Here is a 21,442-nt window from a genome sequence, read left to right as displayed (position 1 = left end):
TATAGATGAGTAAAGAGAGATAATTGATAATCGATCCCAGGCATGAAGTCTAAGGTACGGCTGACTGTTAAAATCCAGTCAGTTTCTATACTTTATTTTTTATGAGTCGGATTATTGGTAATCTGCTGAAACACTGGCAACTTTTGGCAGCTTCTGGCAAGTTAATCACCACAGGAATGTTTGCCGTTGTAGTAACTGCCTTAGAGACATCGTTAGTTACTCAGCCTGCGATACTCTTCCAGGGAACTAGCCAAACTGCGACTGCGTTTACACTAGCACAAGAGCAAGACAGTTCCACAACGCAGACGGTTGCTGAACAATTGTTAGGGTACTGGCAAATAAAAGATCCTGAATCAGGTGAGGTACTCGCCTTTATTTTTGCACCAAATGGTGATTTATTTTTTGTATTGCCAACACCTAATGGTTCTTCTGTTGCTCTTCAGGCTAATTACCAAATAAATCTTACTACTCAACCTATGCAGCTTGATATTCAAATAAATTCTCAAGAACAAGCTTTGACAATATTTGAATTTACTGATGATGGTCAACTGCGCCTAGAATTGGAGGGAGTTGAACCTGGAGTACCTAGACCAACAGCATTTGGAACTCAAGCAACTGTATTTGAAAAAACCTCTCCATCAACAACTGTTCCTGAGAATATTCAGGTGATTGATTTGGCAGCACTAGAGGATTCAGATAACCAGACAACTGAGACGCCGCAAGATGAAGCAAAAAAATATCTCTTTGCTCTTACTAGAGTGCAGCAAGCTTACTATCTAGAACAAGGTAAATTTGCTACCAATATTGAGGAAGTTAGTATCGGGCTGAGAACAGAAACTGAGTCGTACAGCTATAAAATTAGCTCACAGGGAGATAATATGCAGAGTGTCATGATCACGGCTGTTGCCAAAAGCGCCGAACTCCCTAGTTACACAGGTGCTGTGTTCGTCACTGAAAACGCCGAGGGAGAAGCTACTACCGTCACTCAGATTTGTGAAACTAATCAACCCTCCATGACACCACCAGCAATGCCAACTGCACCGAGGAACGGCTCAGAAATTCAATGTCCAGAAGCTTCTCACTCTCTAGGAGAGAAACAGCAGGAATTCAAATAACTACTAAAGCACAAGTTGCTGGTGGTAATGATTTTTAAATTGTCTTGCCTTCTAACTGCTCTCTAGAAAACCCAATGCTCAGGTATTTCATGTCTATTGAGCAGCCAAAATAACAGTTTTGATTTGCTCCGGTCAATTTGAACTGTCAAGGCACCAGATGAATTACCCTCAAATTGACTTGAATAACCATCATCGTTACTATCTTCGCGGTCTAGAGAAGCCTCATTTCTTTCAGACCCCTGAGATTTTGTATAATTTACACAGAGCAAAAAATGCTCTTTAAAAATTTTGATAAATCCTATTATTTATAAAAATTTTGATTCTAACTTTTATGATGATCTTTTTATTTTATGGTCAAGCGATCGCTCCAGGCATCACAAGCCGGAATTCAACAAGCTAGAAAAGCCTTTGCCCGCAAAGGTTGGACTCAAGAAAACCTGGCTTTTGAAGTAAACTTAAAAACTCGTCAGCCCGTTTGGAGATTTTTCTCAGGTCGTCCAATTGAACGTCATACCTTTAGAGAAATTTGCTCGATATTAGAGCTGAATTGGCGGGAAATTGCGGAAAATCCGCCAGAAGAGTTATCTGTATTCGGAGAACAGGCAGTCCTAAATATTGATGACCTAGTAAAAAAGGTGCGATCGCAACGCTTTGACAAAATTCAAAATCAGTGCGGCACCTTGCAGCTATTGGATATCAGCCGTCCTGTTGGGATAGAGGACATTTACATCGATGTCAATATTTTGGAGGAAATCGCTAGTCAGCAGTGGTTAGAAATCACCGACATACAAAGCCTTACCCCAGAAGAATTTGACCGCCTTGGCTTGGGTGAAGTTTCTCAGAAACACATATCAGGCATGAGGGCAGTTGAAACCTACTCTAAGCTGAGAGTGTTAGGTAAACCAGGGTCTGGTAAAACCACCTTTTTGCAACATCTAGCCATTGAGTGTAACCAAGGCAAATTTGCGGCAAACCGAGTTCCCATTTTTATTACATTAAGGGATTTTGCAGACGAGTCTAGAGGGGTAGGTCATAGCAGCTTATTAAACTACATCCGAGCAGAATTTCTCACCTCTGGAATTTCAGACCCCTCCGTAATTGAAACCCTGCTGCGTGAGGGTAGAGTGTTGCTGTTACTCGATGGGCTTGATGAAGTACTCGGATCAGATAGCAAGGCTGTCGTTAAGGAAATTCGTAGATTCTCCGAGAACTATGAAAAGAATTTATTTATCGCCACCTGCCGAACAGCCGCTAAAAGTCTAAAACTCAGACGCTTCACGGATGTCGAAATTGCCCCCTTTACCCAAGAACAAATAGTTGTCTTTGCCGAGAAGTGGTTTGCCACATTGACAAAAACAAATGCTGAGGATGAACTAGATCCAGCCGTTCAATTTATTGAGAAATTGGGCTTACCTGAAAACTTGCAATTCCGTAGACTTGCAATCACACCCTTATTTCTGCATCTGGCTTGCTGGGTGTTCCGTCGCCAGGAAAAATTCCCGACCAAAAAAAGCGAGTTTTATAAACAATGTCTGGACCTTCTCCTCGTCAAATGGGATGAAACTAGGGGAATTGTGCGAGATGAAGTTTACCGGGGGTTTTTATTACCCCAAAAGCTCAAGCTGCTGAGTCAGATTGCGGCTATATTGTTTGAGCAGGGGCACTACTTCTTTGAGCAACGTGCTATTGAGGAACACATTGGTGACTATATCCGGACTCTACCAAATGCTCCTACTGAGCCAGAGGAATTGCAACTCGATAGTGAAGTGGTGCTTCAGGCAATAGAGTTGCAACATGGATTATTAACAGAACGAGTGCGGGGAATTTTCTCCTTCTCTTATTTAGCGTTCCAAGAATACTTCACTGCTCGGAAAATCGTTGCCAGTCATAATTTACAAGCATTAGGGAAAGACCTGGAACGTCTGGTTAGTCACATCACTGAACCCCGTTGGCGCGAAATCTTTCTGTTGACGGCTGCCATGCTGCGGAGTGCAGACTCTCTGGTACAGTTGATGAAGCAACAAGTTGATGGGCTAGTCGGACAAGACCCTTATTTACAAGAGTTTTTAACCTGGGCAAGTCAAAAGTCCCAAACTGTTCCTCCCCAGCCATCGGCAATTCGCGCTTTTTACTTTGCCCTAGCCCAGACTCCTAAGCTTGCGCCTCATATTGCCCTTGCCTGTACCCTTGACCAAGGTATTTTTCTGGATGCGGCACTGGATAACTTAGTGTTGGAGAGTGCTATTGACTCCAGTTCTGATTTTGCCCATGCCTATGCCTGTGCCGATGCCCTGAGTAATGCCCTCACCATTGTTCTGGATTTGGGGTTACAGCAGTCCCTGCAACAACTCCAAGACCAATTCCCTGACTCAAAACGGGACAGCGAAAGGTTTCAGGACTGGTGGCAAACCAACCATGTAGCTTGGAGTGAGCGGTTAAGGGAAGCGATCGCACTTCATCGAAATATTCAGCATCAGTGGAACTTCAGCCCTGATCAGCAGCAAGTATTGCAACGCTATTATGATGCCAATCAGTTGTTAATCGATTGTCTTAATAGTAACTGTGAAGTGACGGCTGCGGTGCGGCAGGAGATTGAAGCCGCTTTGCTGTTGCCCCAGAAGGAACTTGAGGATAGGGAATGGCAGTAGAGATGAGCTATCTACCCTACCGCACCAAACCCAAGTTCAGCAGTTCTTTAGGAGATGCCAACACATCAATCGCTACCAAGAAAATCTGGCTCTGAGGATTGAGCAAGAACCTCCATGCTAGGTTGATGCCAACACTATCACCAAACCAGGGAGTATACACTTTACCAGTCACTTTAATCTGGGTGAACTCTCCTTCTACCGATTCAGATACTCCCCTCTCTGGCATTAGTTTGAGTCCGTAACAGTCTTCACGCATGTACGCAAGGATGTTCTCCTTACCGACAATCGGTTCCTCAAAAGGGGGTTTCAGGGCACCATCTTCAGCAAATAAAGCCACAGCCGCCGGAAAGTCAAAGGCGTTCATATTCTCCATGTAGCTCAAGACTGTGGAGTTTTCGATGCCTTCTATAGTGACTTTGGTTCGGGGTGCAAGTTCTTTCGGTGGAACAACAGGTTCTTTAAGTTTGGGAGTACCACAAGTTGCGGCATACCCCATGTTAACGACGATATTTTGTAGTACGGTGAGTTGCTGGCCTCCTTCAAGTTGACGGATGGCTTGGAGGACATCGGATGCATTGGCAGAGAGTGTATAGCCTTCCGGAATTGGAGCAACGATTCCTTGTTTCATCCACTCGCTTAACTGATACCAAAAGCCCAACTTGACATTTGTGCCGAAAGACGAATAAGCACGGCAGGTGGGAGTATCAGTATGGTTAACTAGATCGCACATGACTTGCGTTTGCTCGACGGCAGACATCTGCTTGATTTGAGTCAGTTTTTTTTCTGCGAACACCATGTTAACTGCCTGCATTGCAGCAGGAGTGATGGTAACTCCCATCTCAGTGTAGGTAAACCACAGTAAAGCTAACTGATCTTCAGCGCTAAGTTGATTGAATGATTCAACTGTAGCTGGGACGGCATCAGTAACTTGAGTATTCGGGAAGATGGAACGTGCAGACTCGATGGTAAACGACATGATCAAATTCTCCAGAACGAAATTAGATTAATTTGTTGGTGGTATTTTAAAAATGGTGATGCTAACCTGAAAATGTCAGCTCCAACTGCTCTTCGAGACTTAGAGCCTCACGTCTAGAAGCATTACCCAAAATCCCTTGAGCGATCGTGTAAGAGGATTTTCGGCAAATTGCTAAACAGTTAAGTACAGCAAGGAACTCATCAAAATCTAGGGGTTTAGCAAACCACAGATCAAACCCAGCAGAAAGGGCGCGTTGGTGCATCTCTACAGTTACATAGCCTGTAACTGCGATCGCTATCACCTCTTCTCCTCGCTCTCGCGTGAGTTTTCTCACTTGGTGGATCAGGGCAAAGCCATCCTCTTTTGGCAAGCAAATTTCACTCACCAGGACATCTGGTTGCCATTGCAGAAATATTTCCAGAGCTTGCTGAACTGAAAATGCCGTTTGCACCTCCACACCATAGAATTGCAGTAGCATCGTCATTAAATCGCAAGAATCGATATTATTATCTACCACGAGAATTCGCAGTCCTTGGAGAGATGGAATATTAGTATTAAATCTATTATTCTCTTTTTGATGCATAGCCGCTCCAATCAGATTTCATCTGTAACGAGTGGGGAAAATAAGCTATAGCATTTCTCTTTCTCGGTGAGATACATGCAACTGTCTTACCTAATTCCTAATCCCTAAAACCTAGGACTTTGTATCTTATTCAATTGAGAACCGCTATAACCCGATAAATGCCTTAGCTATAAGGTAACTAATTTCTTTTTGCTTCCCCTACAGAATGATGTTGTAGTGCTTGATTTTTCGGACTATTTGGTTAACTATGAGAGGAAAATTAAAGAAAATATCAAAGCTAAGTTCTTGCAACGTGGGGAAGTAACTCTCTACAGTTACTTCCCCTATAGATAGCTAATACTATCTATGGTTTTCTTACGCAGGCATCAACACTGTATCAATGATGTGGATGACACCGTTATCAGCACTAACATCCGGTGTTGAAACTGTAGCATCATTCACCTTAACGCCTGATGATGCATCAATTTTTACCTCTGAACCTTCAACTGTTTTGGCTGACTTCAGCTTAACTACATCAGCCGCCATCACCTTGCCTGAAACAACATGATAAGTCAGGATTTTCTTCAGCTTCGGAATATCCTTAAGCAATGCGTCTACGGTGCCGTCTGGAAGCTTAGCAAACGCCTCATCAGTAGGAGCAAAGACGGTGAATGGACCAGCGCCTTTGAGAGTATCTACCAAGTTAGCAGCCTTGATTGCCGCAACCAGTGTATTGAATGAACCAGCTTTAACGGCAGTATCAACAATATCAGTCATGTATCTACTAGTTTTGTGCAATCTGTTAACAACGTTTAGTATGACATCCTGCTGTTAGAAATCATGTCTTATAAGCTGTTTGAATCATGTATAAATTGTATAAGTTGTACTAAATGGATTCATTTTTTTACAAAAAAATGAAAGCCGAAATTGCCTTAGTGTAAATATATGTATTTTGGCTAAAAGACACGTCTTTTTTTTCTTGATAAGGTAATCAAGATCATGGATTATTTATAACTATTGGTTAAATATTTAAGCAACAAATAATTGCTTAAATATCTTATAATATAGTTGTCAAGAGTTATCCGAGGGCATCAGCTTATGCGCTACACCAATAAAGAAGGGAAAACCCTCAATCTCGATGAAAATCTTCCTAGTGATGGCAGTGAGCTAATTCCTGCTGAAGTTCAAGCTAATACACGTCTTGATGAGAGTAAATTGCCTGATGTGCCTCTCGCCCCTGGCTACACAGTAGATGATGAGGGAATTAACAATAACTATGCAATTGAGCCTGATATCTCCTCGGCAGAGTATCCCTCACCCAAACAGCAGCGACGTTATATCGTCTGGGGAGCAGTAGCTATTTTGTTTGTTGCCCTGATAGTGCTGATTGCATTTGTTGTCAGCTAATCGTACCAATTGATGATCGATCGCAGCGTAGAAGTAGAAGTCAGTTGTTCGGTGGAGCAAGTTTACCAACTCTGGGGGAATATGCCGAATATTCCCCCAGCTTGCACAGTTTAGGAACAGGTAAACGTTTAACTCAAAAAGCGATACCTACAAACATTAAGTTTCTTTCATTTAATTCTTGGGTTGACACTTAAAAATTTCTGGAACTTTAAGAAAGTCATTATGGACTTAGGTAGTCCCAAAATCTGCACTGAATCCGTACTTGCGCCACGTGATAAAAACATATCCTGCTGTCGCGGTGCGTGTCTGAACTCGGAAGTGAAGCTGGATCAGGTGAGTCCATATCAAAACTCAACTAGTACCCCTGGGCTAGGGGAAAGGGAAGCTGCCTGTGCAGAAGGTCTACCGGGGGCTGAAACGAGTAGATTTCAGCCTAGGCAAATGTCAAAATCCCGGTAAGGGAGTAACCAGGAAATCTTCCAAGTGATTGGAGATTTGCGAAGCATCGCCGTAGGACATAGCCCGCGCTATATTCGTAGAATTAGCGACGGGAGGATGTCAATTGGAGAATCTTTTCAGGATGGCGAATCATCATCGGGAGGTTGTGATTTTTCCATGCGTTCCTGTTCCTTTGAAACCCATTCCCATGCTACGAAGCACCCAAGGGTTAACCCTGCCAACATCAGTGCTAATGTCCATGACAACCGACTAGGATATTGGCGATCAACCCAGACACCTATGAGCATTCCCAATAGGGTCGGCGCAACGATTGACCAACCGATCAAACCTGCAAAGCCCAAACCAAACCATACTCCACCATCAGGTTTTGTTTGACGAGCATGAATTTTGCGCTGTTCTTTATTCCCGATCGCTTTGGTAAAGTCTGAGGTCGGCGATAGCGAAGCGCTGCTGCGTTCGCCCTTGGCGTTGCCGAAGGCTAGCGCAGATCGCAATTTACGAGATTCAGGATCAGGGTTATTCATATCGATTCACCTAACTCGATAAAGCCTCTAATTGTACTTACTTCTAGCTTGGCTAGAACTGAACGAGCTGTTTTTTCGCGCTCATCGATTAAGCGAAACTGCTGCTCAACGGTTTGTTGCAAAATTCCCAAATCACCGCCCTGAACAGCATGTTGAGTTGCGACGGTGACTCGATCACCCTGTTTGACTAAAATTCCTTGATCGATCGCTAAAAATTTCTCTTCGTCTTCAGATGAGACGAAAGATAGCAGACTGGGTACAAGGGTAGCGACAAAATCTAAATGACGCGGCAGTAAGCAAAACATACCATTTTCAGCTTCTGCATTTACTTTCAGCACATCTAATTCCAGCAAAATCTTGGTGGGCAAAACCACTTTGAGATGCATTACTGAAGTTGAGGAGTTCATGCTTTTCTGCTCTCCTCAGCAGTTTTTGCCACTTCGTCAATTGTGCCAATCATGTAGAGCGATTGCTCTGGCGTATCCGAAAACTCATCATTGAGAATGCGATCGCAACCAGTGATCGTATCTTCTAATTCTACTACTCTGCCAGTTAAGCCCGTAAATTGCGTGGTTGAGAAGAAGGGCTGGGTGAGAAAACGTTCTAAACGTCTCGCTCGATAAACCACCTTGCGATCGCCTGGGGATAGCTCTTCTAATCCCAACATGGCAATAATATCTTTTAGTTCTTCATAATTAGCAAGGGTTTGGCGGACGGATTGAGCAACCTGATAATGACGATCGCCAACGATGTGTGGCATTAACATTTTGGAATTGGATTGCAACAAATCGACGGCAGGATAAAATCCTTCACTGGCGCGTTTTCGTGATAAGACAATTGAAGCCGATAAATGGGAGAAAACATGGACGGCTGAAGGATCGGTGAAGTCATCGGCAGGTACATAAATCGCTTGAATGGAAGTAATTGCACCTGAGGAGGTATTGCAAATCCGCTCTTCTAGTTGGGCTAGTTCCGTTGCAAGAGTTGGTTGATAGCCTACCCGTGAAGGCAACTGTCCCATTAGTCCCGATACTTCTGCCCCTGCTTGGATAAAGCGAAAGATATTATCGATCAGTAGCAAGACATCCTGTTGGGTGCGATCGCGAAAATATTCGGCGATCGTCAAAGCGGCATGACCAACCCGAAATCTTGCCCCAGGTGGTTCATTCATCTGTCCAAACACTAAAACCGTATTATCAAGAACGCCTGTTGCTTCCATCTCTTGATAAAGATCGAGGGCTTCCCGACAGCGTTCACCAATGCCACAGAACAAGCTCACACCTTGGTATTGCTTGACCATGTTATGAATCATTTCTGTAATTAGTACGGTTTTGCCGACACCCGCACCACCGAGTAAACCTGTTTTGCCGCCACGTTCTAAGGGGGCAAGCAGGTCAATCGCCTTCAGCCCAGTCTTGAGGATATCGTCTTTGGTGACGCGCTCTGACATCGCAATTGGGGTGGCATGAATGGAGCGCCACTCGCCATCTGAAATCGATTCTTTGCCATCGATCGCTTCGCCAAATACGTTTAACATTCTTCCTAACAGGCGATCGCTAACGGGGACTTGTAATGGATGCTGGGTATCAATGACTACTTCGCCGCGTGCTAAACCTGCGGTGGGCGCAAGGGCAACTCCTCGGGCAACCTGAGCGCTAAGATGCGAAACTACTTCGATCGCTATTTCACCATTTTTGCCTGTTTCTAATTTGCTGTAGAGATCTGGCAAGTGTTTGGGGAAATGGACATCAACGATGCTGCTCCGTACCGAAAGTACAGAACCAATATTTTGTTCTGGGGAATGAGTTGAGAGGGAATTTGATTGAATACTTTGATTGTTATTCATTTGATTATATGATTGCTTACTTTTGGGCTTACTTTTACCTTTCAGAATATTTAAAAAACTAGCCTTGGCTTAACTCAAACCCGGCAATAATTTCTAATAACTCACCTGTAATTGCCGATTGACGCTTTTGTTGAAACTCACCCTTAAACTCAGTGAGCCGATCTTCGATGTTCTTTTCGGCAACTTGCATTGAGGTGAGACGGCTGGCATTTTCACTGGCAAGAGATTCACCAAAAGCCCGATAGAGAGAGATAAAGAAATATTGTCGTAAAAGAGAAGAGATTAAAACATCACTGGGCATCGTAAACATAGGAATGGTGCGCGATCGCCATTCTTGGCTTTCGATTTGTTGCAACCATGCGCGATCGAGGGGTAAAAGTAAATGCTGAGATGGTTCGTAAGCTGTATTGGAATGTAAATTGTTGTAGAACAAGATAATTCTTGTAATTTGCTGACGCTCGCGCCACGAGGCAATATGCAGTAACATCTCTTGCACCATGGACGTGATTCCCGACAGAGAACTGGGCATAGTAAAGTTCTGCTCGATCTGATAACCTTCACTTTCCAAATGCGGGATAATTCGCGATCCAATGGCAAAAACTGCTAACTGTTCGGGGGGGATTTGTAATTTTTCTATTTCCGCGATCGCATAGCGGCCAATCTGTTCGTTAAATTGACCGCACATCCCTTGCTCAGAGCCAAAGATAAGCACGCCACACCGACCGATAGAATTTATTAAAAGTGAGTGTGGATCGATTTTAGGGAAATTGCCATTTGAAAGGTTGCCATTTGTATGTGTAGATTTGAGAACAACGTGCAAACCCATCTTAATTGTACGGGTGTATTCGGCAAGGGAAGTAACGGCGTGTTCGTATTGGTGGATATTTACAGCCGCTAGGACTTTCATCATTTTGACGACGGCTTTTAATTCTTCGGCAGTATGGATTTGACGTTGTAGAAATTCAGGGGATGCCATAATTATTCCTCCAAAGCCTTGGCGATCGCAGTTTCTGAAACCTTAAGCAGAGCTTCGCGATCCTCCTCTGCGAAGACATCGCCCTTTTCAATTTGCAAACATAGATCGGCTAATTGTGCAGGGATGGCGGCGGCGATCGCTTGTTCGGCGATCGCAATTTTAGAAATTGGCACGCGATCGAGTAGACCCGCCGTAACTGAAAGCAATACCGCGATTTGGACAGCCGCCGCCATTGGTGCATATTGCTTTTGCTTGAGAATTTCGCGCACTTTGCGCCCACGTTCCAAGGTGAGCCGCGTTGATTCTTCTAGGCGCGTACCAAACCGCGAGAAAGATTCTAATTCTTCAAATTGCGAATAGGATAGCCGTAAATCTCCTGCAACAGCACGATAGGCAGAAAGTTGTGTTTTTCCACCGACCCGTGAAACTGACTTACCAATCTCGATCGCAGGTAGGACACCCTTTTGAAAAAGAATTGGCGAAAGATAAATTTGTCCATCGGTAATCGAAATCAGATTTGTGGGAATATAAGCCGCTATGTTTTGGGCTTCCGTTTGCAGAATTGGTAATGACGTTAAAGAGCCGCCGCCATGCTCGGCATTGAGATGGGTCGAGCGTTCCAATAAGCGCGAATGAATGTAAAAAATATCCCCTGGGAAAGCCTCTCGCCCAGGAGGACGACGCATAAGCAGCGATAGTTCACGATAGGCGCGGGCATGGTTAGTCAGGTCATCGTAGACAATCAACACATCGCGCCCTTGTTCCATAAAATATTCAGCCATCGCCGTAGCTGTGTAGGGAGCGACATACCGCAATCCTGGGGGGTCTTCTCCTGCTGCCATGACGACGGTGGTGTATGCCATTGCACCATGTTCGTAGAGGTCGGCGATTAGCTTGGCAACAGCGGCACTGCGCTGTCCGATCGCACAGTAGATACAGAGAATATTTTTGTCTTTTTGATTGATGATCGTATCGAGAGCGAGCCCACTTTTGCCCGTTTGCCGATCGCCTAAGATCAATTCTCTCTGTCCGCGTCCAATCGGGATCAAGGCATCGATCGCTTTAACTCCTGTTTGCAAAGGCACATTGACGGGAGCGCGATCCATAATTGCAGGAGCTTCCCGTTCGGCGGGACGGCGTTGGGAAGTGCGGACTAAGCCTTTGCCATCAAGGGGACGACCGAGGGGATCGACTACTCTACCCAACAAAGTATCGCCGACAGGAACATCTAAAACTTTACCTGTGCGCCTTACTTCTGTTCCTGACTGAAGCGTATCGCTAGAATCCAGCAAAATGACACCCACTTCTTCGGGATCGAGGTTAAATACCAGACCCAAACTGCCGCCAGTAAATCGCACGATTTCTTCGGACTGCACATGGGGTAAGCCGACAACTCTGGCAATGCCCTGTCCAATTGATTGAACGATGCCAATTTCTTGCGATCGCAGTTGTGATGGATGGCGATCAATAACTACCGCATAGGTGCCAAAGGTATCTTCCAAAACAGTCTGTAAGGATTTATCTAAAGCTATTTCAGATTGATAGATCATAACTCCTCCAGGAAATAGTTTGGCTTCGGCTTCGCTCAGTCAACATTAGTTCTAAACTGTGACCGATTCTTCGGTAAAAACTGTCACCAAATTCTCGGCAATTTCATCTAAATAAGCATCTATACTCCATGCGAGTTTATAGCCAGTGCCGCGCAATTCAATTCCACAAATGAGATTAGATTGAATTTCATAATTTAGTTCCACTTTGCCCGAAACATCAAAGTATGTTTGCAAAATTGTCGCGATCGCCCCACGAATATCTTTTGGTAGCTCGAATGTACTTACCAAGGTCAAGGAAATAACATCTGTGGTGGCAACGGTTAAAGTCTTCACTAGTTCAGTGCGCTCTGATGCATTCAGATTCTGTAATTTTTGTAAAAACACCCTCGCCATTTGCGTTTCTAGTTCTGATTCGGCTAGATCTGCCAAAACTCGCCGCACTGTTGCCTGTAATTGCTGCATGGTACGATAGCTGACTTCCCGCAAAAAAGACTCTTTCTGGCGTTGGAGCATTGATTGCCATTGCGATCGCTCTGTTTCGACAGACTCATGCATTTCTTGCAGCAAATGTTGACGAGTTTGCTCTGTTTCTAGCTTGGCTTGAGCCAGTAAGTCTAATCGATGCGTTTCTAACTCTTGTTGCATTGCTTGATAGCGTTCCACCTCCTCTTGAGCATCTTGCTGTTGTTTAGATGCCGAATCGAGGTTGTCACGAATCGTATTTTCGCGCCGTTGCATCGCCTGTGTAATTGGTTTATAGAGCCAACGTTGCAGCACAAAAATTAACACCAAAAAGTTGACAATTTGTGCAAAGAAGGTAAACCAGTCAATTGCCATTGGTTTAGCCTCCGACCTTTTCAACGGCAGCGATCGCGTAGTTCCAAAAAGGATTAGCAAACAACAAAATCAACGAGATCACAAAGCAATAAATTGCCACAGATTCAATAAAGGCTAAGCCCACAAACAGGGTGCGAGTAATCGTACTTGAGGCATCGGGTTGTTGGGCGAGGGAGCTAAGCGCTTGGGCAACGGATTTACCTTCACCAAGGGATGGGGCGATCGTGCCAATTGCCATTGTTAGCCCTGCCATGACGATCGAGACAGTAGCAATGATCGTAACTAAGAGATATAGGGATTCAGCTTTCATGACTGGCGGCACTAATATAAACAACTGTTAAAATTGCGAAAACATAGGCTTGGATGATCCCTGTCAGCAAGCCCATAGCTTGCATAACAATCGGGAACAATAATGGCGCGAGGGAAAGTAAAATTGCCCCGATCAGTCCTCCACTCATCACATTGCCAAATAAACGCACGGTCAAAGCTAGAGTTCGAGACAACTCGCTCACGATGGTGAATGGTAAGAGGACCGGACTGGGTTCTAGATAATGATGCAGATATTTACCTATTCCTTGCTGGCGGATACCAAAAAAAGGAACTGCAAAAAATACTGATATAGCGAGAGCCGCCGTAGTAGAAAGTGACCCCGTGGGCGGTTCATAGAGGGGAACAATCACCAAAAGATTTGCCGCAGCAATAAAAATAAACAGGGTTCCGACAAAGGGCAAATAGCGATCGGGAGTCTGTCCACTGGTTTCTTGAATCTGTTCCTGTAAATTAATTACCAGTATTTCCAGAAAGTTTTGCCAGCGCGATAGTTTCGGGTCAGTCGAGAGATGACGCGTCACTAGCCAAGAACCAATCCCCAGCAGCAGCATCACCAACCATGTGAAGATCAAAGTGGCATTAATCGACACAAATTCCCATTGCCAATAGATAATCTCATCGGGGCTAATATGCATCGTTCTTTACGGGATTGGATTAAATTTTGGGCTGGACTTTACGGACGAGGTGATTGCGTACCAACATAAATGTGCTTACACAAACAAACAGATGCCAGATAGCATTCTCTTTGGTGAGCATTACTAACAGCGCAAATCCTGCGATCGCGATCGCTAAACGCCCAAAAAAGCTACCGAAGGTCAACAGAATCGGATTTTCAGCAGTCGGCAATTGCTGCACCGTCATCCACAATCCCCGAAAATAAATATTTCCCAGCAAAACTCCTAACGCTAGCGTAATCGGTAAAAAGAAAAGATTATTCATATTAGATACCCCTTAGGCAACACTGATTTTTATGATTCGATCGCTCTAACTGATTTGCTCTACTGTAGCTCTCTTTTAGTGGTCAATAGACCAAATGTAGATGTAAGTTATTAGGTAGAATTATTTCGGTCTAATTCCCTGGTTAGGGTGATTAAATTGACCAGCCCAGTATAGGCAAACTGCTCCCAGACTGCTCCCAAATTGCTTAATATTTGCTTAACAGTCCTAGCGGGGAGTTGGGGAGCGATCGCCTCTTGCTCAGATAAGCCAGCCACAATATTAGGGTCGATCGGAGAAACCATAATCTCATTTTCCTGATGAAAGATACAACAGATTAATTGAAAGGTGAAAAAACAGATCAATCCGATTTAATGCTAGAGACCAAATATGAGAAAGTTGTGAGGTCGATATGCCCCCTATTCATGACATGAAATTCACGCCGCAAACTCATAGCTAATCTCTGTAATCTTTCCTTTGAAATAGAGCCGAATACCTTCTGGATATTCCCATCCCACTTCACCTTCTAAAGGAATCAGCATCCCATCGCGCACTGTATAATCCCGAAAACTCCCGCCCCAGGGCATAGCAGTGAGTTTGTCACGGTAACGAACCTCAGCCCGAAACGTCGAGATCGTCCCGTCAGCATTAAACTGAAACACCCCGGAGACCGTTGTTGCGCCATCGGTGAGATTAGCGCGAGCAGAGTTGTCATCAATTGCCTCCCAGCGCACGCCCTGACTGGGCAACAGGGCGGTAGGATACCAAAGAGCCTCAGCAAAGAATCGCAATAGTTCACCCTGGTTCAATTCAGGTGTATTCGGCATATTCGCAAGGGTGAAAAGACCGAGCAATGAAGCATGTAAGTTGCCTTCTCCTAACAGATAGGTATCATGGACAAAGGCATTTAGTCCTGCAGCCATCTGGATGCGGGCATCCCAATCAAAACCCAGGGGTTGAGTAATTACGAGTTGAGTGGCGGTAAACGGATTCCACTTATCCTCCAGTTCATTCAGATTAAACTGTCCTTGCTGAGAGAGTTTTACCGCAGCAACGATCGGTTGTCCATCCTTGAGGACTGTCTGAAAGAATCGCTGGACGGGGGCTGGTAAACCTTCAATCTCTTTAGGGTCATAGATATTAAGCTTCATGATTTGCTGCCCACTCTTTAACTTGGCGCGCAATTCAGCAGTATCCAACTGCCAGCGATAGCTACCATAAGTAGTAGCAATTCCAAAGCTGACTATGATTAAAACGCCAATGATTGCAGTCCATTTAATCCACATAATACTGACCTGTGTTTATTAATTTAGAAGTTGATAGAGGGTAATGATAATAACGATCGCAAAAATAGTGGTGTAGATTAACTTCGTATACTTGGCTAGCCAACTGGGAAGATAAATATCAAAATTGTCCTGGGTGGAATTAGAGTATTTTCGGGCCAGCAGATTTAATGGGCAGTGGGATTTAAAAGTGAGTAGGATTAGCCCTTCTAGACCTATAAATCCATAACCGATCCAGAGCCAGCGATCGAGTTTATTGGTAATCGCGGCATACAGCATATAGAAAATTACAAAGTTGAAGAATATCCAGATTGCAGTATGAATGATTTTAATCAGCGTTAATTTGGTTTTACTTTCCATATAATTTCTCCATTTTCGGCGTTAAATTTCGCCAAAAGATAGAAGCCTTTCCGAGCGGTTCCACGATAGGCAATCCGAAATCATCTTTGACCCCAAAATGCAAAGATGACTGACTTATATTTTCCTCGCAGTTAACTGCTTCCAATTACCCTTCCACAGCAGTAATCCGCCTAATATTGCCAACGTCAGCATCTGCCAGATTTCAACTAGAGAACCAAACCCGATCGAGGATGCGATCGCATCTCGAATTTCATCAAATGCAGCGTGATAAACAGTGACAACTGCAAGGCTCTGTGTCACAGTCCAAATATAGGCAAAAACGATCGCGTGCATCATGCTAGGAATTAGACTGACTGCCAGCATAATAGCGATTGAAATACCGACATTATCAGTCAGCTTTTCAGTTATGCCCATTCCAATCAGCACAGGCAAATGCCATGCCCACCAAATCAATGAATGAAGCAGCAATGCTGTTCTGAGGCTGTATTGTTTTACCAAGTGCGGTAGCATATAGCCGCGCCAGCCAAACTCTTCACCAAAGGCTGGAATCAAAGTGCCGATAAAACGGAGTAGAAAGTTTCCGAGAATATCTGAAATTACAACTCCTCTAGGAATAGTCCGCATTCCCAAGACTAATTCGAGGATTGTGGGAACAACCCATACAAAAATTGCTATTGAAAAGACAGCTAAATAGTGTTTTGATTTACCCCAACTCCAGCCAGATTTGGAAAAGCCATCACGGAATATATAGCGACCAGCGATATAGGTGCCAACTGTGACCATAATCATTGGCAATGAGCTTAAGGCATAGCGCATAAATGGTGTTTCTGCCCACAGTAAATACGCAATTTGAAATGGCCAAGATACCGTCACGACAATCAATAGGTATATTCTCAGTGAGAAAGGTTTATGGGTGATTCTCATTTTTGAACTTTACCTTTAAATTTTTGGTGTTTGTGGCGTTGCTGAATAGCAGAGTTCAGCAGCTATCTGCTATCTTGACAACCTGAATCCAAGCTAGATCTACCGTTTCTTGACCGTCCCCACGCCCTCCACCGTTTTTTGCACTTGAGGAGAGCCAATATACTCTACTGAACCCACGCCGGATACAGTCGCATCTAGGTTCTCACTCACATTAACCACAGCGCTTCCCACGCCACTGTTGCGAACCGTAGCTTGCTTAGTCTTAAACTCCTCACCATGAAAACTTCCGACCCCAGAAAGAGTAAGTTCTAGTACATCGACACTTCCGGCGATTGTCATGCTACCCACCCCATCAAGGGAAATCGACAACCGTTTACCTTGTATATCTTTTGCTTCAACAGTGCCGACACCGTTGATATTCAAGCTCTCCAAGTTCTTGACCTCCACAACAAACTCAATGGGTCTAGTCGGGTTGAAGTTGGCATCTTTCTCGATGGTGAGATACAGAACATTGTCAGCCACATAACTTTCTAAGAGGGGCAAAATGTTGTCATCAGCGGTGATCTTCAGGGACTCTTTTCCCGTTTGCTGCACCGTAACCCTGCCCACGGACTTACTAGAAATGGATGAGAATTCATGCGCTTCTCTAGATTCGGTTTTGACGATTCCAGACCCTCTAACCCCACTATTGAAATAGACATAGCAGCCCCCAGACAGGCTCAAAACGGTCAAGCACGCAACTAAACTGGATAGCTTTCTCATTATCTTTGCTTTAAAAATAGCAGGTGTGTCAAACTGTGTCCATTAAAGAAAGATAGTCGTGCGATCGACAAGCATCCGAATACCCAAAGTTTATTCTCCAATTCTGGATTTTAATCATCATCTCGATCCTCGTCTGACTCGTCTAACAGCCCTAATCTCAATAACTTTTTGGCAAGAGCATATACGTCCTGTTTACTGCCATCTTTATACTAAAAAGCGATCGCCTACTTCTTTTTCTTAGTTATCAAATATAGCGATCGCATACCGCAAAGCCTTTAGCAGTTAGATAATTGAGGCGATCGCCTAAAAATCACGACTCACGTTAATAGCGATCGCAAATGAAGAATCAACAATTTAGAGGTTTACTTGAGCGTTAAACCCTTTTATACAATTGAGTTCTCCAAACGAGAAAATATCAACTAAAATTCAAAATATCCTCTAATAATTCACGAGATTCTCTGGTTATATATTTTTTAAATCTGTATTCAATAGCTTCTGTACTTAGTTTATCAACGTTTTGATGGAAAACATTTGCTAAGACTTCTTGCTTATTTTTTAAAGTATAGTTATCAAAATTTGGTATATAGTTAGTTCGATATTTATGATATTGAATTTCGTGAAAAGTTCGCATAAATTTTTTAGGTGAAAGATCAACGTCAAATCTTTTTTGAAGATGTTTAACATGAGCGTCGAGTTCGTGAAGAAGACTCTTATCATCTATTTCTGCAAAAAAGAATAACCAACCTTTACATTTATTTTCTAAAATACATCCCGTAATACGAAGATTTAAACGCCATCGTAAAAAATCTTGATTCTTATTTTTGGAATACTTGTAACTTGTAAATATTGACGCTAAAGAATTTTTTATTTTGGCAATTGATTCCTCCCTGACACTGACCGAATACTTTCCAAAATTTTTAAAAGAGTAACCTAAATAATTAAAACCGTCATTTTTAAATGATCCAATTATTGACTTTCCGCTACCATTTGCAGGATCATGAATTTTTAAATCTATTTTAGAAAAATCAATAATTAGCTTCTCAGCTAATTGCCTAGAATCTTGAGATTTACAAAGGATTAATATATCGTCAACATATCTAAAATACTGAAAATTATTGTTCTTGCAAATTTCCTTGTCTATTTTTTGAAGATAAATAGCAGCCAGTATATTTGAAATTGACAATCCTTGAGGAACGCCTGAAGAAATCTTATTATTGTTTTCAGATTTGCTTATAACAGTAGAGGTTTGAATTGCTTTATTAATAAGTTCTAGTGTTTTCTTATGACGTATTTTATATCTTAATCTTAAGCGAAGATGATGATGTGAGATAGTTGGATAAAAATCACGAATATCTAGTTTGACAAAGGCATCATATTTTGTCTTATCTGCTTTTACTTTTTTAATGATATTTTGAGGGAGTTCTAAGCTTAAATCCCCACGAAAAGTTTTAGAAAGTAAATCGCACAACGCCGGTAAAACAATACGATCACGAATTGTTGGAATAGATATTTCTCTAGGAAGTTTACCTCGTCCTTTACTAACGAGTTTTAGCCTATAGTTACTAAAATTATAACTGCCATCAAGTATTTTTCTTGATGCTATTAATATTTGTTGATCGGCAATTTTCTTGAAAGACTTTTGATTGATATTGTCAATACCAGACGAAGCCGAGAATTGTATATGCTCATCATAAACTTTATGAAGTGACTTTTTTGAAAAATAATTTCTAAATTCTATTTCGGAAGGCATTATTTTAAACCTCTATCTTATTAAAAAATATATAGTAAGTTTCTTAACAAAATTATCTATAATATATAGGAAAACGAATCTTTTCAGGCTTGTATAATTGGCAATCTATTTTGCATCACCACTTAATAAAAATAAAGAAAAAGGTAATAAATATAGAATAGCAAGTAATAATGTTCGTGATAAAAAAGATATCAATATTAAACAGTACATTCCAATCGTTAAGTCTTTATCTATTTTTCCCCCAGATATCCATTTTTCATTAAAAATAGCACGATAGTAATCTAATGATTCATGATTTTCACAAGAGCGCAAAAGAAGGGTAAAATCTTCTCTAATCTGAATCAATTCACCTTCACTTGCCTTATTACATTTTTGCTCAAGATTCCCCAATGCTTCGTAACATTCTTTGAGTAGTCCAGCCCTGCGATTAAGCTGAAATCCACTTGAAAAACATTGAATACAAAAGATTAAAATCGAAAAAAGAATCCATACAAAATTAATATATTCACTTTTAGGTGCAAACTTAAAGTAGTAAACGGAAGTTCCTACAGAAAAAGCTGAGTAATAAAACAAAATTAAATTAGCGTGAAAAGAAGTCCAAAGTAGTCTTTGTTCCGCTTCAATACGAGCCTTTCTTGTCCACCAAATACGATCAGATAGTGCTTTATCAGGAGAATTCATAAAAAAAACCCTAGTGCATAAATAGTTAGTAAATAGTTAACGCTCAAATAAATGAGTCAGTCTAAAAGACAAGAGATTTCTCTCTTCAAAATTAGTTTCACCCACGCTGAAGTGAGTGGTTGAGGCTAATCAACATACACATAGGGGTCTTATGAGTATATCAAATTTCAATATTAAAGTCAACTCAGACAATTGATTTTTGCAATAGCGCATACGATGAGGGATCAATCTCAGTGAGATCGCCTATCTTGTAGGGCTTATTAATTTAATACGACGCATTTAAGCTGCTTGGTGCTAACTGTTTATGCGCTACTCTCTAGCAGTACACTCTACAAAGTTGCATTTTGCCAAATAAAGCATAAGTAATGTTTGTGCCGCGATCGCTTGCCCCTCAATTAAAACGTTATCCTAAGAGCGATTCCTAGATCGCGCTTCGCTATCGCCTAAAAATCACGACTCACAGGAATAGCGATCGCCTAATAATCAACCAATTCTCATCCTTATTTCTGACTCTCCAGAATTTCCTTCGCCTTTAAAAGTTCCTTATGTTGCTCTTTGCTAAGCGTAGGATACTTGAGGTTCAGTTCCTTTAACTGAGTGTAAATGATGCCTGCTACAACCAGACGAGTAAACCATTTGTGATCGGCGGGGATAATGTACCAGGGAGCATATTTTGTACTCGTGTGATTGAACATATCCTCATAGACACTCATATAGTCATCCCAAAAACTACGCGCTTTCGCATCATTTACAGAGAACTTCCAATTCTTTTCAGGGCGATTAATCCGTTCTAGAAAACGGTCTTTCTGCTCCTCTTTGGATACATTGAGGAAAAACTTGAGGATAATCGTCCCGTTATTAACCAGATGCTTCTCAAAGTTGTTGATTTCTTCAAAGCGGCGCTTCCAAATATCATTATCAATTAAACTAACAGTGAGCGGTCGCTGCTCTAGGATTTCTGGATGCACTCTTGTTACTAAGATTTCTTCGTAATAAGAGCGATTAAAAATTCCAATTCGTCCTCTTTCGGGCAAAGCCTTAGAACATCGCCACAAATAGTCATGATTTAACTCTTCTGTAGATGGCGCTTTAAAGCTATGCACCTGACATCCTTGAGGATTAATCCCAGACATAACGTGCTTGATGGTACTATCTTTACCAGCCGCATCCATAGCCTGAAAGATGATTAGGACAGCATGGGTGTTTTGGGCATAGAGAACATCCTGATATTCAGCTAAAGCCTCAATACCTTCCTTTAATTTACCTTTAGCTTTCGACTTTTTGAGGTGATCAGCTTTGTAGCCTGGGTCATAGTCTTTAGTAAGGGAAATCTTCTGCCCTGGTGGCACAATAAAAGGACGAATTAAATCGTCAAGTTTTTTGATTGGGAATAAGTTATTAGATTGATTATCTGTCATGTTTTTGACTCTCAAATTTTAGTACAAGACAAAAAAATTGCAAAAGTAGGCTAATACCTTATACCAATTTCATATATCTATCGCTCCGAAAAAGACTC

The 21,442-nt window shown here is 42.4% G+C and carries 23 protein-coding genes; 3 read left to right on the top strand and 20 right to left on the bottom strand.

Going from position 1 to position 21,442, the window contains the following annotated elements; translation table 11 throughout:
* Positions 1–101: 101 nt before the first annotated feature.
* Together ACT7WV_RS25240 and ACT7WV_RS25235 are read left to right on the top strand one after the other, a co-directional pair.
* The gene (locus tag ACT7WV_RS25240) at positions 102–1,115 is read left to right on the top strand and encodes a type IV pilin-like G/H family protein (protein ID WP_445105508.1); all 1,014 of its coding nucleotides are present in this window, start codon (positions 102–104) and stop codon (positions 1,113–1,115) included.
* Between the two features lie 350 nt (positions 1,116–1,465).
* Positions 1,466–3,763, top strand: coding sequence for an NACHT domain-containing protein (locus ACT7WV_RS25235; RefSeq protein ID WP_445105507.1), 2,298 nt, complete (start codon positions 1,466–1,468; stop codon positions 3,761–3,763).
* Positions 3,764–3,779: 16 nt separating this feature from the next.
* Here ACT7WV_RS25235 and ACT7WV_RS25230 read toward each other — a convergent pair whose 3' ends face one another.
* From ACT7WV_RS25230 to ACT7WV_RS25220, 3 genes are all read right to left on the bottom strand, one after another.
* Positions 3,780–4,739, bottom strand: a complete 960-nt coding sequence (locus ACT7WV_RS25230) for an orange carotenoid protein N-terminal domain-containing protein (protein WP_445105506.1) — start codon at positions 4,737–4,739, stop codon at positions 3,780–3,782.
* Between the two features lie 61 nt (positions 4,740–4,800).
* A complete protein-coding gene (locus ACT7WV_RS25225; protein ID WP_445105505.1) occupies positions 4,801–5,322 on the bottom strand; it encodes a response regulator in 522 nt (173 codons plus the stop codon).
* A 354-nt stretch (positions 5,323–5,676) separates the two neighbouring features.
* Positions 5,677–6,078 carry a fasciclin domain-containing protein gene (locus ACT7WV_RS25220; RefSeq protein WP_445105504.1) on the bottom strand — a complete coding sequence of 134 codons (402 nt, stop codon included), beginning with the start codon at positions 6,076–6,078 and terminating at the stop codon, positions 5,677–5,679.
* Positions 6,079–6,399: 321 nt separating this feature from the next.
* Here ACT7WV_RS25220 and psb34 point away from each other — a divergent pair, with 321 nt between their 5' ends.
* Positions 6,400–6,708 carry a photosystem II assembly protein Psb34 gene (psb34, locus tag ACT7WV_RS25215; protein WP_445105503.1) on the top strand — a complete coding sequence of 103 codons (309 nt, stop codon included), beginning with the start codon at positions 6,400–6,402 and terminating at the stop codon, positions 6,706–6,708.
* Between the two features lie 575 nt (positions 6,709–7,283).
* Here the strand turns inward: psb34 and ACT7WV_RS25210 are convergent.
* The 17 genes from ACT7WV_RS25210 to ACT7WV_RS25130 all read right to left on the bottom strand — a co-directional run bounded on the left by ACT7WV_RS25210 (position 7,284) and on the right by ACT7WV_RS25130 (position 21,344).
* Positions 7,284–7,661 carry an AtpZ/AtpI family protein gene (locus tag ACT7WV_RS25210; protein WP_445105502.1) on the bottom strand — a complete coding sequence of 126 codons (378 nt, stop codon included), beginning with the start codon at positions 7,659–7,661 and terminating at the stop codon, positions 7,284–7,286.
* Between the two features lie 26 nt (positions 7,662–7,687).
* Positions 7,688–8,098, bottom strand: a complete 411-nt coding sequence (locus ACT7WV_RS25205; protein WP_445105501.1) for a F0F1 ATP synthase subunit epsilon — start codon at positions 8,096–8,098, stop codon at positions 7,688–7,690.
* Complete coding sequence (gene atpD / locus ACT7WV_RS25200; protein WP_445105500.1) at positions 8,095–9,537, bottom strand: F0F1 ATP synthase subunit beta; 1,443 nt, start codon at positions 9,535–9,537, stop codon at positions 8,095–8,097. The genes ACT7WV_RS25205 and atpD overlap by 4 nt, the downstream gene beginning before the upstream one ends.
* 58 nt (positions 9,538–9,595) lie before the next feature.
* Positions 9,596–10,513 (bottom strand): F0F1 ATP synthase subunit gamma, encoded by a 918-nt coding sequence (locus ACT7WV_RS25195; RefSeq protein ID WP_445105499.1) that lies wholly within the window; start codon positions 10,511–10,513, stop codon positions 9,596–9,598.
* A 2-nt stretch (positions 10,514–10,515) separates the two neighbouring features.
* On the bottom strand, positions 10,516–12,063 hold the full coding sequence (locus ACT7WV_RS25190; protein ID WP_445105498.1) for an alternate F1F0 ATPase, F1 subunit alpha: 1,548 nt from the start codon (positions 12,061–12,063) through the stop codon (positions 10,516–10,518).
* Positions 12,064–12,114: 51 nt separating this feature from the next.
* Positions 12,115–12,900, bottom strand: a complete 786-nt coding sequence (locus ACT7WV_RS25185; RefSeq protein WP_445105497.1) for a F0F1 ATP synthase subunit B family protein — start codon at positions 12,898–12,900, stop codon at positions 12,115–12,117.
* A 4-nt stretch (positions 12,901–12,904) separates the two neighbouring features.
* Positions 12,905–13,210 carry a F0F1 ATP synthase subunit C gene (locus ACT7WV_RS25180; protein WP_445105496.1) on the bottom strand — a complete coding sequence of 102 codons (306 nt, stop codon included), beginning with the start codon at positions 13,208–13,210 and terminating at the stop codon, positions 12,905–12,907.
* Entirely contained in the window at positions 13,200–13,865 is a 666-nt protein-coding gene (locus tag ACT7WV_RS25175) for a F0F1 ATP synthase subunit A (protein WP_445105495.1), read from the bottom strand. The genes ACT7WV_RS25180 and ACT7WV_RS25175 overlap by 11 nt, the downstream gene beginning before the upstream one ends.
* A gap of 19 nt (positions 13,866–13,884) precedes the next feature.
* Complete coding sequence (locus ACT7WV_RS25170) at positions 13,885–14,169, bottom strand: N-ATPase subunit AtpR (RefSeq protein WP_445105494.1); 285 nt, start codon at positions 14,167–14,169, stop codon at positions 13,885–13,887.
* A 110-nt stretch (positions 14,170–14,279) separates the two neighbouring features.
* Positions 14,280–14,471, bottom strand: a complete 192-nt coding sequence (locus ACT7WV_RS25165; protein WP_445105493.1) for a hypothetical protein — start codon at positions 14,469–14,471, stop codon at positions 14,280–14,282.
* A 132-nt stretch (positions 14,472–14,603) separates the two neighbouring features.
* Positions 14,604–15,452, bottom strand: coding sequence for a DUF6920 family protein (locus ACT7WV_RS25160; protein WP_445105492.1), 849 nt, complete (start codon positions 15,450–15,452; stop codon positions 14,604–14,606).
* 18 nt (positions 15,453–15,470) lie between these two features.
* Positions 15,471–15,809 (bottom strand): hypothetical protein, encoded by a 339-nt coding sequence (locus tag ACT7WV_RS25155; protein ID WP_445105491.1) that lies wholly within the window; start codon positions 15,807–15,809, stop codon positions 15,471–15,473.
* A 114-nt stretch (positions 15,810–15,923) separates the two neighbouring features.
* Positions 15,924–16,733 (bottom strand): CPBP family intramembrane glutamic endopeptidase, encoded by an 810-nt coding sequence (locus ACT7WV_RS25150; protein ID WP_445105490.1) that lies wholly within the window; start codon positions 16,731–16,733, stop codon positions 15,924–15,926.
* A gap of 99 nt (positions 16,734–16,832) precedes the next feature.
* Entirely contained in the window at positions 16,833–17,495 is a 663-nt protein-coding gene (locus ACT7WV_RS25145) for a head GIN domain-containing protein (protein ID WP_445105489.1), read from the bottom strand.
* A 415-nt stretch (positions 17,496–17,910) separates the two neighbouring features.
* Positions 17,911–19,245: a reverse transcriptase domain-containing protein gene (locus ACT7WV_RS25140; protein WP_445105488.1), complete on the bottom strand. Its 1,335-nt coding sequence runs from the start codon at positions 19,243–19,245 to the stop codon at positions 17,911–17,913.
* A 105-nt stretch (positions 19,246–19,350) separates the two neighbouring features.
* Positions 19,351–19,926, bottom strand: coding sequence for an SLATT domain-containing protein (locus ACT7WV_RS25135; protein ID WP_445105487.1), 576 nt, complete (start codon positions 19,924–19,926; stop codon positions 19,351–19,353).
* A 500-nt stretch (positions 19,927–20,426) separates the two neighbouring features.
* Entirely contained in the window at positions 20,427–21,344 is a 918-nt protein-coding gene (locus ACT7WV_RS25130) for a polyphosphate kinase 2 family protein (RefSeq protein WP_445105486.1), read from the bottom strand.
* Positions 21,345–21,442 lie beyond the last annotated feature (98 nt).

The sequence above is a fragment of the Symploca atlantica LB2515 genome, from assembly GCF_052546295.1.
This window is presented reverse-complemented; position numbering and strand designations above follow the sequence as displayed.